We start from the raw sequence: 14,932 nt of genomic DNA, 5'->3' as shown, positions 1-14,932 counted from the left end.
AACCCCCCGCCCCCCCCCCCATACAACCCCCCAAACACAACCCCTCGTCCCCCCCCCGACGCACTCCCTATCCCCCCGGCCCGGGGGTGACCGGGCGCGGCCGGGCTCCCCGGGGAGCCCGGCCGTCCCGTGACGCCGGAACGCTCCGCCCGTCAGGCCGTGGCCGTCGCGCGGCGGAGCTGGAAGGTCAGGCCCAGCTCGGCGTCGCTGTGGGTGGGAAGGCCGTCGGCGCCGCCCTCGGTGAGGGAGACGGCGAGGACCTCGTCGGCCACCGCACGGCCCTGGGTGCGCAGGGCCTCGGCCAGGTCGGCGTCACCGGTGGACCACCACACGTCGATCCGGTCGGAGATCGACAGGCCGGTGGACTTGCGGGTGTCCTGGAGCAGGCGGATGACGTCGCGGATCAGGCCGGCGCGGCGCAGCTCGTCGGTGATGGTCAGGTCGAGGGCGACGGTCTCGCCGGAGGCGGCCTCCACCGCCCAGCCGGACCTGGGCTGCTCGGTGACGATCACGTCGTCGGCGCCGATCTCCACCGCTCCCAGCTCTCCCGCGTCGATCGGGACCGGCGATCCGGTACGGAGCGCGCGGGCCAGCTCCGCGGGCTCGGCGGCGGTGACGGCCGCGGCGACCAGCTTGGTCTGCGAGCCGAACCGCTTGCCCAGCGCCCGGAAGTTGGGCTTGACCGTGAAGGAGACCAGGTCCGCCCCGATCCCGGACAGGTCCTCCAGGCCCTTGACGTTGAGCTCGTCGGCGATCAGTTCGCGCAGCTCGGGCGGGAGCGTGGCCCAGCCGGGGGCGCCGACCAGGGCACGACCGAGCGGCTGGCGGGTCTTCACCCCGCTGGAGGCGCGGGCCGAGCGGCCCAGCTCCACCAGGCGGCGGACCAGGGCCATCCGCTCCGACAGCCTCTCATCCAGCAGCTCGCCGTTGACCTCGGGCCAGCCGGCCAGGTGGACCGAGACGGGGGCGTCGGTGTCGCGGAGCACGTCCCAGACGTAGTCGGTGGTGAACGGCACCACCGGTGCCATCAGCCGGGTGACGGTCTCCAGGCACTCGTAGAGCGTGGCGAAGGCCGCGGTGTCACCGGCCCAGAAGCGGCGGCGGGAGCGTCGCACGTACCAGTTGGACAGGTCGTCGAGGAACTCCGAGAGCCGCCGCCCGACGCGGGCGGTGTCGAAGACGTCCATCGACGCGGTGACCTCGGCCACCGTCCGGTGCAGCTCGGCGAGGGCCCAGCGGTCGATCAACGGGCGCTCGGCGTACGCGGGGGCCTCGGCGAGCCTGGAGGGCGACCAGGACTCGGCGCCTGCGTACAGGGTGAAGAAGGAGGCGGTGTTCCAGTAGGTGAGCAGGACCTTGCGGACGATCTCCTCAAGGGCGCCGTGCCCGACCCTGCGGGCCGCCCACGGTGAGCCGGAGCAGGCCATGTACCAGCGCAGCGCGTCGGCGCCGTGCTGGTCCATCAGCGGCATCGGCTGGAGCACGTTGCCCAGGTGCTTGCTCATCTTGCGGCCGTCCTCGGCCAGGATCAGGCCCAGGCAGAGCACGTTCTCGTACGAGGACCGGTCGAAGACGAGCGTGCCGACCGCCATCAGCGAGTAGAACCAGCCACGGGTCTGGTCGGTGGCCTCGCAGATGAACTGCGCCGGGTAGGCCCTCTCGAGCATCTCCTCGTTGCGGTACGGCGCTCCCCACTGGGCGAACGGCATCGAGCCCGAGTCGTACCAGGCGTCGATCACGTCGGGCACCCGCCGGGCCTCGGCCCCGCAGGTGGGGCAGGGCAGCGTGACGTCGTCCACGTAGGGGCGGTGCGGGTCGAGCGCGGAGACGTCCCGGCCGGACAGCCGGCTCAGCTCCTCCAGCGAGCCGACGCACGTGACGTGCGACTCGTCGGCGGTGCAGATCCACAGCGGCAGCGGAGTGCCCCAGTAACGCGAGCGTGACAGCGACCAGTCGACGTTGTTGCGCAGCCACTCGCCGAAGCGGCCCCACTTGATCGTCTCGGGGTACCAGTTGGTCTTCTCGTTCTCGGCGAGGAGCCGGTCCTTGATCGCGGTGGTGCGGATGTACCAGGCCGGCAGGGCGTAGTAGAGCAGCGCGGTGTGGCAGCGCCAGCAGTGCGGGTAGCTGTGCTCGAAGTGGCTGCCCCGGTAGAGCAGGCCGCGCGCCCGCAGGTCGGCGGTGAGCTCCTCGTCGGCGTCCTTGAAGAACCGGCCGCCGACCTGGGGCACGCTGTCGAGGAACCGGCCGTCGGGGCCGATCGGGTTGACCACGGGCAGCCCGTAGCGCTTGCAGGTCGTCATGTCGTCGGCGCCGAAGGCGGGTGCCTGGTGGACCAGGCCGGTACCGTCCTCGGTGGTGACGTAGTAGCCGAGCACCACGTAGTGCGCGCCTGGGATGTCGACCAGGTCGAAGGGACGCGAGTAGGTGGTGTGCTCCAGGTCGGCGCCCTGGAAGGAGGCCAGGATCTCGGCACCCTCGCCCAGCGCGGAGGCGACCAGCGGCTCGGCCACCACCAGGATCTCGTCGGCCCCGGCGGGGCGCGCCGCGACGTAGGTCACATCGGGGTGTACGGCCACGGCGGTGTTGGAGACCAGCGTCCAGGGCGTGGTGGTCCAGATCAGCAGTGAGGCGCCGAGGTCGGCCAGCGGTCCCGAGGTGGCGGGCATGCGGACGTAGACCGACGGGCTGGTGACGGTCTCGTAGCCGCCGGGCTGGCCCAGCTCGTGGTCGGACAGGCCGGTGCCGCAGCGGGGACAGTACGGGGTGATGCGGAAGTCGCGGGAGAGCAGGTCCTTGTCGAAGATGACCTTGAGCGACCACCAGACGGACTCCACGTAGGCCGGGTCCATCGTGCGGTAGGCCTGGGACAGGTCGATCCAGTACCCCATCCGCTCGGTCATCTCCTCGAAGGCGTCCACGTGCCGCAGCACCGACTCGCGGCACTTGGCGTTGAACTCGGCGACGCCGTACGCCTCGATGTCCTTCTTGCCGGAGAGGCCGAGGGACTTCTCGACGGCGACCTCGACGGGCAGCCCGTGGCAGTCCCAGCCCGCCTTGCGGGGCACGCTGTAGCCCCGCATCGACTTGTAGCGGGGGAAGACGTCCTTGAAGACGCGGGCCTCGACGTGGTGGACGCCCGGCATGCCGTTGGCGGTGGGCGGGCCCTCGTAGAAGACCCAGGTGGGGCCGCCGGCGTTCTGCTCGACCGAGCGCTCGAAGATCTTGCCGTCCCGCCAGCGGTCGAGCACCTCGTGCTCAAGCGCGGGAAGATCGACCTGCGCAGGAAGAGAGCGGAAATAGGCGGACATGATGGGCTGGACCTCCACGCTGGAATCGGCTGTGGCGTGGAGGGACGAGGCTGTCGGGGCCCCGCGGTACCACCCTCCTTGGCCTTCGCGTGCGAGAAGGCCCTCTTCCTTTGGTCTGCTGCCGGGTCTACTGGGCCGTCACGGCCGTTCTTCCGGCGGCTCCGGGGTGATCTTCCCCCCGCGCCTCGCCCCGGGCTCGCACCGTCCCCGGGTCGCTCGTGCGAGGGGGTGCGGAGGTTGCTGTCCCCATCAACGCCGTGCAGGCTCAAACGATAACGCACTCGCCTGCCGGAAGCTTCCCCATATCAGAGACGGCTGGGGGGAATCAGGGAGAAGCGACCGGATGTTACTAGATTGGCAAATATTGCGGCGGGTCGTTTGCCGCTCTGTTATGAGGGACCTAAGCTGCCCGCACCGTTTACCACATTGGATACGGTCCGATCGAGCAAGGAGGTCGCCATGGCCGCGACCGTGCGCGCAGACAACAGCGCGGCAGCGCCGTCATCCGACGGAGCCGTCGTCACCTGGTCGGCCGAGGAACTCGCGGAGGTCCGCGGGCGACTGGTCGCGGAGAGCCGCGAGCTCACCAAGGAGATCGCCAAGGCCGAGATCGAGATCGCGTCGAGCGACGTTACCGACGGTGCGGGCGATGATCAGGCCGACGCCGGAGCGCGGACGTATGAACGTGAGCGCGAAATCGCCCTTACCCTGAACTCGCGCGACCTGGTCGCGCAGAACGAGCGAGCGATCGCCCGGATCGACGCGGGGACCTACGGAGTGTGCGAATCGTGCCATCAGCCGATCGGAAAGGAGCGCCTTCAGGCGTTTCCGAGGGCGACGCTGTGCGTGGCCTGCAAGCAGCGGGAGGAGCGCCGCTGACCGGCGACATCGAGAACGGGGCGGCCCCCGCCGCCCCGCTCGCGGCGCGGCGGATCGCCGTGCTCGCGGTGATCGTCCCCATCGTCTACGCCCTCGACCTCGCCACGAAGACCCTCGTGCTGAAGACCCTGGAGGGCAGGGAACCCGTCGTGGTCATCCCCGGCGTGCTCCAGTTCCGGGTGATCTTCAATTCCGGGGCCGCCTTCGGCCTCGGCACCGGGATGACGATCGTCTTCACCTGCGTCGCGGCCACCGTCGTGGTGGCGATCCTGCGTACCGCGCGCAACCTGCGCAGCCTGCCCTGGGCGATCACGCTGAGCCTGCTGCTCAGCGGGGCGCTCGGCAACCTCACCGACCGGATCTTCCGCTGGCCCTCGGGCTTCGGTTCCGGCAGGTCCGCGCCGCTGCAGGGACACGTGGTCGACTTCGTGGAGACCTTCCCCGGTCACTTCCCGATCTGGAACGTCGCCGACTCGGCGATCGTCTGCGGCGGCATCCTGGCGGTCTTCCTCGCCTGGCGGGGCTACCAGATCGACGGCACGCGCGACACGGGAGCCGAGAAGGAAGCGAAGGAGAACGACAATGGCTGACCGGCGGAGTCTCCCCGTCCCCGACGGGCTGGAGGGCGAGCGTCTCGACGCCGCCCTGTCGCGCCTGTTCGGCCTCTCCCGTACCCGGGCGGCCGAACTGATCGTCGCCGGTGACGTACTGGTGGACGGCTCGACCGCGGCCAAGTCCGACCGGCTCCACGGGGGCGCCTGGCTGGAGGTCATCCTCCCGCCGCCGCCCACCGCGCCGATGCCGGTGGCGGAACCGGTGCCCGGCATGCACATCGTGTACGAGGACGACGACATCGTCGTCGTCAACAAGCCCGTCGGCGTGGCCGCCCATCCGACCACCGGCTGGACCGGACCCACCGTGATCGGCGGCCTGCTCGGCACCGGCCACCGGGTGGCCACCAGCGGCGCGGCCGAGCGCCAGGGCATCGTGCACCGGCTGGACGCCAACACCACCGGCGCGATGGTCGTCGCCAAGAGCGAGCACGCCTACTCCCACCTGAAGCGGGCCTTCAAGGAGCGCACCGTCGACAAGCGCTACCACGCGCTGGTCCAGGGCCACCCCGACCCGCACCGCGGCACCGTGGACGCGCCGATCGACCGCCACCCCGTCGGGGACGGCCGCTGGGCGGTCGTGGCGGGGGGCAAGGAGTCGGTCACCCACTACGACACGATCGAGGCGTTCCGCGCGGCGTCGCTGCTGGACATCAAGCTGGAGACGGGCCGGACCCACCAGATCCGGGTCCACATGTCGGCGCTGCGCCACCCGTGCGTCGGCGACATGCTGTACGGGGCCGACCCGACCCTGGCCGCGCGGCTGGGAGTGAGCCGGCAGTGGCTGCACGCGGTCTCCCTGGCCTTCGAGCACCCCGCCACCGGCGAGTGGGTCTCCTTCACCACCGCCTACCCCGACGACCTGGCCCACGCCCTGAAGGTCGTCGCCGCCGAGTCCTAGCGCGGCCCGCCGGTCCCCGCGACCGGACCCGGCCGCTGCGCGGCGGGCGTGCCCTCGCGCCGGTCGCCCCGTCGGCGCGTCCGGCCGTTGCCGGACTCCCCGTTCGGCGGTCTCTCAGGCACCGTCCCGGGCGCTCGTGCCGAGGGCGGCCGCCCCGGCGTCGGGGGCGATCTGGTCGGGGGAGTCGCCCTGCTGCCCCCGCCCCGGCGCGTCGCCCTGGCCCGAGCCCTCCTCGGCCCCCTCGCCCCCGTCGTCCTGTCCCTGGTCGCCCTCTCCGCCTTCGCCGGGGGAGGGCTCCTCGGGCTGCTCGGAATCGTCCTGCGACGGCTTGCCCGACGGTTTCCCCGAAGGTTTACCCGTCGGCCTGTCCGACGGTCTGTCCCGAGGGGCGGGGTCGTCGGCCCCCGACCTCTCGGGGGCCGGGCGGGTGGCGGCGCCGTCTCCGGCTCCGTCGTTCCCGGCGCCGTCGTCTCCGGCGCCGTCGTCTCCGGCGCCGTCGTCTCTGGCGGGGGCGTTTCGCGCGGGGACCTTCGCCCGCTCGGGCTCGGCGGTCGGCGTGTCCTTCCCGGAGGGCACGCTCGCCGGGGTCGGCGGCCTCGCGGGGTTCTGGTCGACGGAGTTGGCGGCGACCCACGCCATCCCGGCCGAGGTCAGGGCGACGGCGAGCGCCATCGCGACCATCGCCGCGACCGCCGGGCGCCGTCGCCTCCCCGGGGCGGCCACCGGGCCGGCTTCGGGCCCCGGCCGCCCGGCCCCGGCGGGGGTGGCGGGCGCGCCCGCGAGAGCGGCGGCCGGTACGGAGGCCGCCGGGGGCAGCTCGATCGGCATGGTCGGCTGCGGGGCGGTCCCGTTCACCAGCGAGGTCAGGCGGACCTGCACCTCCTGGGCCGACATGCGTTGCGCGGGATCCTTGCGGAGCAGACCGAAGATCACGGGAGCGAGCGGCCCGGCGAACCGCAGTGGCGGGGGCTCCTGGTGCATGACGGCGCTGAGCGTCGCCAGCGGGTGGGCGCGCTCGAAGGGGGAGCGTCCCTCGACCGCCATGTGCAGCGTCACGCCGAGCGACCACAGGTCGGAGGCGAACTCGGCGGGTCCGCCGCTCGCCCGCTCGGGCGCTATGAACGCCGGGGTACCGATGAGCGAGCCGGTCCTGGTGATCGACGAGTCGCCCTCCAGGAGGGCGATGCCGAAGTCGGTGAGCACGGCCCGCCCGTCCTTGGAGAGCAGGACATTGTCCGGCTTCACGTCCCGGTGCAGGACGCCCGCGTGATGGGCGGCGAGCAGCGCGCCGAGCACCTCCAGCCCGATCCGCGCCACCCGCGCCGGCGGCAGCGGCCCGTCCTCCCTGATCACCGCTCCGAGCGTGCGGGAGTCGACCAGTTGCATGACGATCCAGGGACGCCCGTGCTCCTCGATCACGTCGTACACCGTGGCGACCCCCGGATGCCCGATCCGCCCGGCGGCCCGGGCCTCCCTGAGCGTCCGCACGGTGAAGGCCTCGCGCTCGGGACCGGTGAGGTCGGGGGAGGGGATGACCTCCTTGACCGCCACATCGCGCCCCAGCACCTCGTCCCGTGCTCGCCAGACCGTTCCCATGCCTCCTCGGCCGATATGTTCGAGCAGGCGGTAGCGGGCTCCGATGATCCCCTGAGAATCGGTCATGCGCCGACGCCTACCCAGGATTAATCCCGACATTCAGGATTAGCTACGCAGGTCACCTTCTCAGCTCAGCAGGTGGCGCAGCGCGGCGGTGACGACGGCCGCCACCGCGAGGACCACCAGGAAGGGGGCGCGCAGCAGCAGCGCCAGCACGGCCGCGCCCATCCCCGCGGTGCGCGGCCAGTCCAGATGCAGCGCCTGCCCGTGCCCGAAGGTCTGCACCGCGATCAGCGCCGCCAGCAGGGCCACCGGGACCAGCGTCGCGAAGCGCTGCACCCCCGGGTGGTCGAGGATCCGGCGCGGTGCCGACAGTCCGGCGAGCTTCAGCGCGTAGCAGGCCGCGCAGGTGGCGACGATCGCCCACCAGAGGGTCACTTGGGCCTCCTCAGGATCACCGCGAGCACGGCCATGGACGCGAGCAGTACGGGCACACCCGGTGGGGTGAACGGGGTCGAGGCCAGCGCGATCGCCGCGCCGCCGCCCGCGATCAGCCGCAGCGCGCGGGTCTCGGGGCCGCTCCCGGTGAGCCGGGGCCACAGGATGGCCAGGAACGTCGCGGGACCGACCGCGTCCAGGCCGAACACCGCGGGGTCGGCCACCCAGGAGGTGCCCAGCGCACCGAGGAGGGTGGTGGCGTTCCAGGTCAGGTAGAGGCTGACGAAGGTGACCAGGAACGCCGTCCTGGACGACTCCTCGTCCGGCTGGGCCAGGGCGACCGCGGTCGTCTCGTCGATCACGCCCTGGGCCGTCAGCGGCCTGCGCCAGCCCCGGATGTCGAGCACGCCGGCCATGCGCAGGCCGTACAGGCTGTTGCGGGCGCCCAGCAGCATCGCGCCGGCCGTGCCCGCGACCAGGTTGCCGCCGCCCGCGACGACTCCGACAAGGGCGAACTGCGAGGCGCCGGTGAAGGCGAACAGGCTCAGCACGCACGCCTGCGCGACGCTCAGCCCCGCGGTGACCGCCGCGGCGCCGAAGGCGACCCCGGACAGCCCGACGGCGATCCCCACGCCCAGTCCGTTCCTTGTCGCGGAGGAGCGAGTGGTTGTTTCCATGGAAAGGGAGCTTATGTCTGGTTTTAACTTCCGGTCTTGTACGTTCCTGCACGCTGGTACGCGGCGGGGGGAACGCCCACCATCCGTTTGAAGTGCCTGCTCAGGTGGGCCTGGTCGGTGAACCCCACGTCCCCGGCGACCTGCGCGGGAGGTGTGCCCGCCTGGAGCAGCCGCCGGGCACGCATGATCCGCAACGTGTTCAGGTAGGCGTGCGGGGGCAGCCCGGTGGCCGCCTTGAAGGCCCGGATCAGCGCGAACGGCCTGGCGTCGACGGCCCGTGCCAGGTCCTCGATCGTGGGCGGGTCGACGAGCCGCTCGTGCAGGATCTCCCTGGCGCGCCGCACCCCCGGGTCCTGGTCGCGGGAGCGCGCCTCCGCAGGAGGGCGGGCGGCGTGCCGCCGGAGCAGGGCGGCGAAGGCGGTGCGGGCCAGCGTCGAGGAGGCGAGGTCGTCGCCGTGCTCCGCGGCCTGGTGCGCGGCCCGCAGCAGTTCCACGGTGGGCTGGTGGTAGGTGACGGTCTCGGGGAAGCAGGGGGTGCCGCGCCCGGTCATCACCTCGGCGGCGATCCCGGAGACGAACTCGACGGACGGGTAGAGAACCCGGTAGCTCCACCCCTCGGGGACGCCCGCGTGGCCGTCGTGCGCCTCCTGGGGGTTGAGCGTGCTCAGGCTGCCCGCGCCCGCGCGGTGGCGGGCGCCCCGGTAGCCGAACTCCTCCACCCCGGAAAGGACCAGCGCGATCGCGTAGCTCTCGTGCGCGTGCGGGGTGAAGCGGTGGGTCACGTACCTGGCCTTGAGCAGGTCCACCCCGGGCAGTCCCGGGCTGCGCCAGAAGCGCGCCCTCTCCGGCCCGTTCATGGGCGGAAGGTCCTGGTGAAGCCGTCGAAGAGGGAGCGGTCCCACTCCGACTCCGGGCTCTCCCAGTAGATCGCGTACGGCCGGTCGGCGAGGGTGCGGAAGCCCCGGTCCAGGACGTGCGTGCGGACCCCGTCCCTGAGGTAGGTGAACTCCCAGTCGGCGGCGGGCACCCCCCGGTATCTCAGCGAGGTGATGCCGATCCGCTCGTAGCCCGGCCAGACGTTGTCGGCCCTGCCGGCCCGCTCCACCTTCTGCCAGTGCCTGAGCGGGTCCCTCTCCGGGTCGTCCGTCGACTCGATCCACAGGAAACCGCTCGCCCCGGGGGCGCGGAACTCCACCCGGTCGCGGCCGGAGAACCGCTTGACCTGCCATCCCCTGGGCACCGCGACGGAGAAGCCCATCGGGTCGCGGTGCAGCCGCCAGCCCGCGGGGATCGTCCGGCTCGGACGTGGGGTCACCGTCGGGATTACAGTCGCCGCCGGGGTGGAGGCCCGGGGCGTCTCGGGCGGGGCGCTGTCGGTGATCGGGGTGGTGGCCGCCGGCAGGCCGTGACCGGTGTCGGCCGTGGTGTTCTGGGCCCGCACGACCAGCCATCCGCCGACCCCGACCGCCACCACGAGCACGGGGATTCCGGCCAGGAGCGCCAGCCGTCCCGCTCCGCTCCGCCGCACGGGCTCGTCCCCGGTGCCGGTGGGCTGTTCCCGCACCGGCCAGGAGCCCGGATGCGGGTGCTCGTAGCCGTACGCCCCCTGGTCGGGGCGCGTGTGCTCGGCACGGTACGCGGCCGGGGGCTGGGACCGCTGTTCGGGACGGGTGTGCCCGGCCGCGTACGGGGGCTGTTCGGGACGGGTGCGCGCGGGTGGGGGCGGGGGGTTCTGGTGACCCGGCCGCCACTCGCTCCACGCCGCCTCCGGGTGCGGCTGTCCGGGGTACAGGGGGGCGGCGTGTGACGGGTCGGGGTGAGCTCCGGGGGAGCCGTGCGGCTCCCGTCCCGCGACAGGTCCCGCGACAGGTCCCGCTACAAGCCCCGCTACAGGCCCCGCGGCCGGTCCCGAGGAGCCCGGTGAGGACGCGGGACCGGAGGAGGCGCGGTTGAGCAGGGCCTCGGCCTGGTCGGGCGCCATCCGGGCGGCCGGATCCCTGGCCATCAGGCCGAGGATCGCCATCGCCAGGGGACCCGAACGGGCCATTGGACTCGGCTCGCCGTGCAGGACGGCCATCATGGTGGCGGCGGCCGTGGGCCGCTCGAACGGAGGCCGGCCCTCGGCCGCCGCGTACAGCGTGGCCCCGAGCGACCACAGGTCCGACTCGGGGGTGGCGGGCAGCCCGTGCAGCCGCTCGGGAGGCAGGAACGCGGGTGTGCCGACCATCCCGCCGGTGCGGGTGATACCGGTCTCCTGCGTCATGGAGGCGATGCCGAAGTCGGTCAGCACCACCCGGCCGTCGTCGGCCAGCAGCACGTTCTCCGGCTTGACGTCGCGGTGCAGCACCCCCGCGGCGTGTGCGGCCCGCAGCGCGCCCAGCACGTGCAGTCCCACCGAGGCCACCCGCTCGGGCGGGAGGGGGCCGTGGACACGGACGATCTCCCCCAGCGACCGGGACCTGACCAGCTGCATGACGATCCAGGGACGCCCCTCCTCCTCGACCACGTCGTGCACGATGATCACGGACGGGTGGTCGAGGCGCCCGGCGGTCCTGGCCTCGCGGATCGTGCGCCGGTTCAGGTCGGCGCGGGCGGCCTCGTCGGCCCCCCGGTGACGGACCTCTTTGACGGCCACGATCCGGTCGAGGAGCTCGTCATGGGCTCGCCAGACGATGCCCATGCCGCCCTCGCCGATGTGTTCGAGCAACCGGTAGCGGCCCGCCACCTTTCTCTCCGACATCTCCCCGTCTCCCTCCCAGCCTCCCGAATCGTAGCCGGTAGGGATCCGCCCTACTTTTTCGAGGAGAAGGTCGCGGCGAACCCCTCGAAGTAGTGCAGGTTCTTCTTCCAGTCCTTGGCCAGGGTGTGCCAGTAGATGGCGTACCCCCGGCCGCCCTTGGTGACGAACCCCCGGTTGAGCACCCGGGCCTTGCCCGAACTCATCTGCCAGGTGAACTCCCAGTCGGCGGCCTTCACCATGTAGTCGACCTTCTCGATCCTGATCCGCTTGTAGCCGGGGAAGTTGCCGCGGCTGTACCCCTCCTGGTTCTCCCAGTCCCGCTTGGGGTCGGGGCCCGCGCGGTCGACGTACTCGACGAAGACGAAGCTGCTCCGGTCGGGGCCGCGGAACCACACCTGCTGGCCGGGCCGTTTGTCCACGCTCCACCCCTTGGGCAGGCCGATCGAGAAGCCGTTGGAGTCCTTGTGCATCCGCCAGCCGGAGGGCAGGGCGGACTTCTTCTCGGTCTTGGTGGGGCTCGGGCTGGGCGGGGGAGAGGACGTCGGCTCGGGTGAGCCCTGCGGGGTCGTCCTGGCCCCGTCGCTCGGGGCGTTCGGCGCGCCGGAGGTGCTCGGCTTCCCCGAACCGGCCCGCGCGGCCTCCTCGTTCTCGCGGCTGCGCATGCCGAGCCAGCCGGCGACCCCGCCGACGACCAGCAGCGCGGGCAGGAGCACCAGCAGCCCCCGCTTCAGCTGGGAGCCGCCGCGCTTCTGCGAGGTCAGGGTGGCCGCCTCGTAGTCATGGTCGGCGTAGGAGGGGGCCACGGGCTCTCGCCGCCGGGCGGGTGCGGGCTCGGCGGCGGGTGCGGGCTCGCTCGCGGGCTCCGCCCTGGGCGAGGGCTCGCGGCCCACCGGCGGGAAGGGGTTGGGCCGCGAGACGGGGACGGGCCTCCGGCGGGCGAACCCCTGCTCGGCCGCGGCGGGAGGGGCGCTCTCGCGGCTCGCCGCGGGGCGCTCCTCGGGCGCGGCGGGCGGGGGCGTGGCACGGGACGCGGCGGCGGGCTTCACCTCCGGGGCCGGCGCCGACTCGGCAGCGGTGCCGGAGCTCGCGGCGGACCTCGCCGCCGCGGCCGCGCCGGCCGTGCCGGCCGCGGCTCCGGCGGCCTTGGCGCCGGAGGGTGCCCTGCTGGTGGGCCGGTTCGCCTCGGAGTCGTCCGCGACCCTCGGAGCGGGTCCGCTCCCGGCGCCGGGCCTCGCCCCCGGCGCCGCCTTCGAACCGCTCGCCTTCGCTCCGGCGCCCGGCTCCTGCCGTACGGCTCCGGCGGGCGGCTCCGGGGTGGCCTTCGGTGGCTCCTCGCCCCGCGCGGGCGCCACCTGGTCCTCGGGGTCCCTGGGCTCGGCGGGTACGGAGTCCAGCTTCGCGCCCGTCTCGGGGAGGGCGCCGGCCTGGAAACGGGCTCCGGGATCGGTGTCGGCCGCCGGGCTCACGGCGGGCATGACAGCGGGCATGACGGTGGGCATGACGGTGGGCATGACGGCGGTCCTGGCGGGCCGGTCACGGTTGCCCGCCCCCTCGGCCACCCTGCGCAGCAGCCGCTCCGCCTCCTTGTAGGGCATGCGCAGCGCCGGGTCCTTGCGGAGCAACCCCTCCAGGATCGGGGCCAGCGGCCCGGCGTGGACCGGGGGTTCGGGCTCGTCGTTCAGGACGGCGTGCATGGTGGGCAGCGCACCGCCCCGGTCGTGCGGGGGCTTGCCCTCGACGGCGGCGTACAGGGTCGCGCCGAGCGACCACAGGTCCGACTCGCGCTGCGCGGCGCCGCCCTTGATGCGTTCGGGAGGGATGAACGCGGGGGTGCCCGCGATGCCGGTCATGGTCAGCGCGGTCTCGGCTTCGAGCGTCGCGATGCCGAAGTCGGTCAGCACCACCCGGCCGTCGTCGGCCAGCAGCACGTTCTCCGGCTTGACGTCGCGGTGCAGCACCCCCTGGGCGTGGGCGGCGCGCAGCGCCTCCAGCACCTGCAGGCCGATCTCCGCCACCCGCTGCGGCGGCAGCGGCCCGTCCTGCCTCAGCACCTTGCCGAGGGAGCGCGACTCCACCAGCTGCATGACGATCCAGGGACGCCCGTCCTCCTCGACGACGTCGTGGACGACCACCACGTTCGGGTGGGTCAGACGCCCGGCGGCACGTGCCTCGCGCTTGGTGCGCCGGTTGAAGTCCTCCTGGTTGTCCTCGCCGAGCATGTCGGCGTAGCGGACCTCCTTGATCGCGACCTCGCGGTCCAGAAGCTCGTCATGGGCCCGCCACACGATGCCCATGCCACCCCGGCCGATGGCTTCGAGCAGGTGGTAACGGGAGGCGATACGGCGCCCCTCGGGCTGTGCTTCGGCCATCAACCGGCTTACCTCCTTCGGAACCCCCGAATACTCTCATAGCCCAGTAAAGTGATCGACTCACTCGCTGGGGAAAAGTCCATATCCTGAGATGCGCTGTCCAGTACGTGGCGGGTGTCCGGTAGATGACTTAAGATTGGGCCTATGACCTGTTGTTTCGTGTTTACCGGCCCGGCCCCGGAGAGACCGGTCGCGACAGCGTGATCTGGTCCGCCGTCCCGCGGATCTTACCGTGGCGAGGGCCGGTCGGGCGGTGTCTCGCAAGACGGAACAGTGAGCCGCGGCGGGCGGGAGAGCGGTGGGCGGGAGATCCGAGGGACAGGGCCCGGCGACCAGCCGGAGCCGGCACCGGGCGGAGACGCGAAGTCTCTGCCTTTCTCATTTAGAACACCTCTTTCCGAACGGCCGCCGGTTCGCGGGACGCGCGCCGGCCGAGCATGGGGGAGCCTCATGTCGACCACCGCACATCTGGAACGCGCAGCGGTAGGGCTGGGCGCGCTCACGGTGGGGGCCGGGCCGGCCGTGGTGATAGGCGGCTACGGTGCGGACGCCCGCTGGATCAGCCTGCGGGACCGGCACGGTGAGGTCCCCGCCGCCGAGTCCGTGGTGGCGGCCCGCGCCGAGGGGGCGGGGCCGCTCCTGGTGGAGCCGTCCTCGGCGGGAGACCTGCCGGTGATCGCCGAGAGCGCGGACGGCGTGGTGGTCGGCGCGGCCTGGATGCGGGATTCGGAGCTGGTGCGCGCCACGGCCAGGCTCGGCCTGCCGGTGCTCGTCCAGCGGGCCTCCTCCGCGACGCTGGAGGAGTGGCTGGCGGTCGCCGGCCACTGCGTGGCTGAGGGCAACGACCAGATCATGCTCTGCGAGAGCGGCCGCGCCCACCTGGACGGCGCCACCTTCGACCTCGCCCTGATGCGCGCCGCGCGGACGAGGTCGGGCCGCCCCGTCCTGGCCGATCTCGGCACGGACCCCACGCTGGCCGCCGCCGCGGTCGCCGCCGGTGCCGACGGCCTCCTGCTGGATCCCGGTGTCACCGAGCAGGACGCGCTGGCCGCGCGGGAGGCCACCAGGATCGTCGGTGCCGTCACCCGCAGGGAGGAGCCCGACTCGGTGCCCGCCGCCCGCGACGCCATCGACCGCGTCGACGCCGCCCTCGCCGTCCTGCTGGAACGCCGCGCCGAGCTCGCCGGAACCATCCAGCGCCTCAAGCCCGTCGGAGGTTTCGCCGGCCGTGACGCCGTCCGCGAGCGCCAGGTGGTCGCCGAGATGGCCCGCCGCGCCCCCGTGCTGGGCGAGGCCCGGCTCGCCCCCATCATGAACGCCGTCATCGAGGCGGGCCTGCACCTCGCCGAGGAACGCCGCTCGGCGCCCGCCGAGCGGGACTGAGAGGAAGAGACGACCCGAAGCACACGG

The 14,932-nt window shown here is 72.9% G+C and carries 11 protein-coding genes; 4 read left to right on the top strand and 7 right to left on the bottom strand.

Translation table 11 applies throughout. The features are described from left to right. Positions 1-152: 152 nt before the first annotated feature. Positions 153-3,311, bottom strand: coding sequence for an isoleucine--tRNA ligase (ileS, locus tag AB0J58_RS28755; protein ID WP_364221271.1), 3,159 nt, complete (start codon positions 3,309-3,311; stop codon positions 153-155). Positions 3,312-3,770: 459 nt separating this feature from the next. On the opposite strand from ileS, the gene AB0J58_RS28750 reads away from it, so the two are divergent. Genes AB0J58_RS28750 through AB0J58_RS28740 form a run of 3 tightly spaced genes read left to right on the top strand, consistent with a single transcriptional unit; the run spans position 3,771 to position 5,702 of the window. Beyond that, positions 3,771-4,190 carry a TraR/DksA C4-type zinc finger protein gene (locus AB0J58_RS28750; protein ID WP_343980722.1) on the top strand — a complete coding sequence of 140 codons (420 nt, stop codon included), beginning with the start codon at positions 3,771-3,773 and terminating at the stop codon, positions 4,188-4,190. Then, positions 4,154-4,780, top strand: coding sequence for a signal peptidase II (locus tag AB0J58_RS28745; RefSeq protein ID WP_364221268.1), 627 nt, complete (start codon positions 4,154-4,156; stop codon positions 4,778-4,780). The genes AB0J58_RS28750 and AB0J58_RS28745 overlap by 37 nt, the downstream gene beginning before the upstream one ends. Then, positions 4,773-5,702, top strand: a complete 930-nt coding sequence (locus AB0J58_RS28740) for an RluA family pseudouridine synthase (protein WP_364149521.1) — start codon at positions 4,773-4,775, stop codon at positions 5,700-5,702. The genes AB0J58_RS28745 and AB0J58_RS28740 overlap by 8 nt, the downstream gene beginning before the upstream one ends. 114 nt (positions 5,703-5,816) lie before the next feature. Here the strand turns inward: AB0J58_RS28740 and AB0J58_RS28735 are convergent, their stop codons facing one another. The 6 genes from AB0J58_RS28735 to AB0J58_RS28710 are packed head-to-tail and all read right to left on the bottom strand — an operon-like array spanning position 5,817 to position 13,522. Next, positions 5,817-7,364, bottom strand: a complete 1,548-nt coding sequence (locus tag AB0J58_RS28735) for a protein kinase (protein ID WP_364221265.1) — start codon at positions 7,362-7,364, stop codon at positions 5,817-5,819. A 60-nt stretch (positions 7,365-7,424) separates the two neighbouring features. Next, complete coding sequence (locus AB0J58_RS28730) at positions 7,425-7,736, bottom strand: AzlD domain-containing protein (RefSeq protein WP_343973915.1); 312 nt, start codon at positions 7,734-7,736, stop codon at positions 7,425-7,427. Then, complete coding sequence (locus AB0J58_RS28725; protein ID WP_364221262.1) at positions 7,733-8,413, bottom strand: AzlC family ABC transporter permease; 681 nt, start codon at positions 8,411-8,413, stop codon at positions 7,733-7,735. Before AB0J58_RS28725 ends, AB0J58_RS28730 begins: the two co-directional genes overlap by 4 nt. Before the next feature lie 23 nt (positions 8,414-8,436). Further along, entirely contained in the window at positions 8,437-9,270 is an 834-nt protein-coding gene (locus AB0J58_RS28720; protein ID WP_364221259.1) for an AraC family transcriptional regulator, read from the bottom strand. After that, complete coding sequence (locus AB0J58_RS28715) at positions 9,267-11,153, bottom strand: protein kinase (protein WP_364221256.1); 1,887 nt, start codon at positions 11,151-11,153, stop codon at positions 9,267-9,269. The genes AB0J58_RS28720 and AB0J58_RS28715 overlap by 4 nt, the downstream gene beginning before the upstream one ends. Before the next feature lie 50 nt (positions 11,154-11,203). Next, positions 11,204-13,522, bottom strand: a complete 2,319-nt coding sequence (locus AB0J58_RS28710; protein ID WP_364221253.1) for a protein kinase — start codon at positions 13,520-13,522, stop codon at positions 11,204-11,206. Between the two features lie 450 nt (positions 13,523-13,972). Between AB0J58_RS28710 and AB0J58_RS28705 the strand changes: the two genes are divergently transcribed. Next, a complete protein-coding gene (locus AB0J58_RS28705) occupies positions 13,973-14,905 on the top strand; it encodes a chorismate mutase (protein WP_364221250.1) in 933 nt (310 codons plus the stop codon). Positions 14,906-14,932: the final 27 nt, after the last annotated feature.

This window comes from Streptosporangium sp. NPDC049644 (assembly GCF_040675205.1).
Taxonomy (GTDB): domain Bacteria; phylum Actinomycetota; class Actinomycetes; order Streptosporangiales; family Streptosporangiaceae; genus Streptosporangium; species Streptosporangium fukuiense.
Note: the sequence above shows the minus strand (reverse complement) of the source record. Positions and strands in the feature narration are given on the sequence as shown.

What these genes read in the sequence shown, in the direction of transcription:
- ileS (WP_364221271.1), bottom strand. Translation starts at nt 3,311, where the DNA reads ATGTCCGCCTATTTCCGCTCTCTTCCTGCGCAGGTCGATCTTCCCGCG.
- AB0J58_RS28750 (WP_343980722.1), top strand. Translation starts at nt 3,771, where the DNA reads ATGGCCGCGACCGTGCGCGCAGACAACAGCGCGGCAGCGCCGTCATCC.
- AB0J58_RS28740 (WP_364149521.1), top strand. Translation starts at nt 4,773, where the DNA reads ATGGCTGACCGGCGGAGTCTCCCCGTCCCCGACGGGCTGGAGGGCGAG.
- AB0J58_RS28735 (WP_364221265.1), bottom strand. Translation starts at nt 7,364, where the DNA reads ATGACCGATTCTCAGGGGATCATCGGAGCCCGCTACCGCCTGCTCGAA.
- AB0J58_RS28725 (WP_364221262.1), bottom strand. Translation starts at nt 8,413, where the DNA reads ATGGAAACAACCACTCGCTCCTCCGCGACAAGGAACGGACTGGGCGTG.
- AB0J58_RS28720 (WP_364221259.1), bottom strand. Translation starts at nt 9,270, where the DNA reads ATGAACGGGCCGGAGAGGGCGCGCTTCTGGCGCAGCCCGGGACTGCCC.
- AB0J58_RS28715 (WP_364221256.1), bottom strand. Translation starts at nt 11,153, where the DNA reads ATGTCGGAGAGAAAGGTGGCGGGCCGCTACCGGTTGCTCGAACACATC.
- AB0J58_RS28710 (WP_364221253.1), bottom strand. Translation starts at nt 13,522, where the DNA reads ATGGCCGAAGCACAGCCCGAGGGGCGCCGTATCGCCTCCCGTTACCAC.
- AB0J58_RS28705 (WP_364221250.1), top strand. Translation starts at nt 13,973, where the DNA reads ATGTCGACCACCGCACATCTGGAACGCGCAGCGGTAGGGCTGGGCGCG.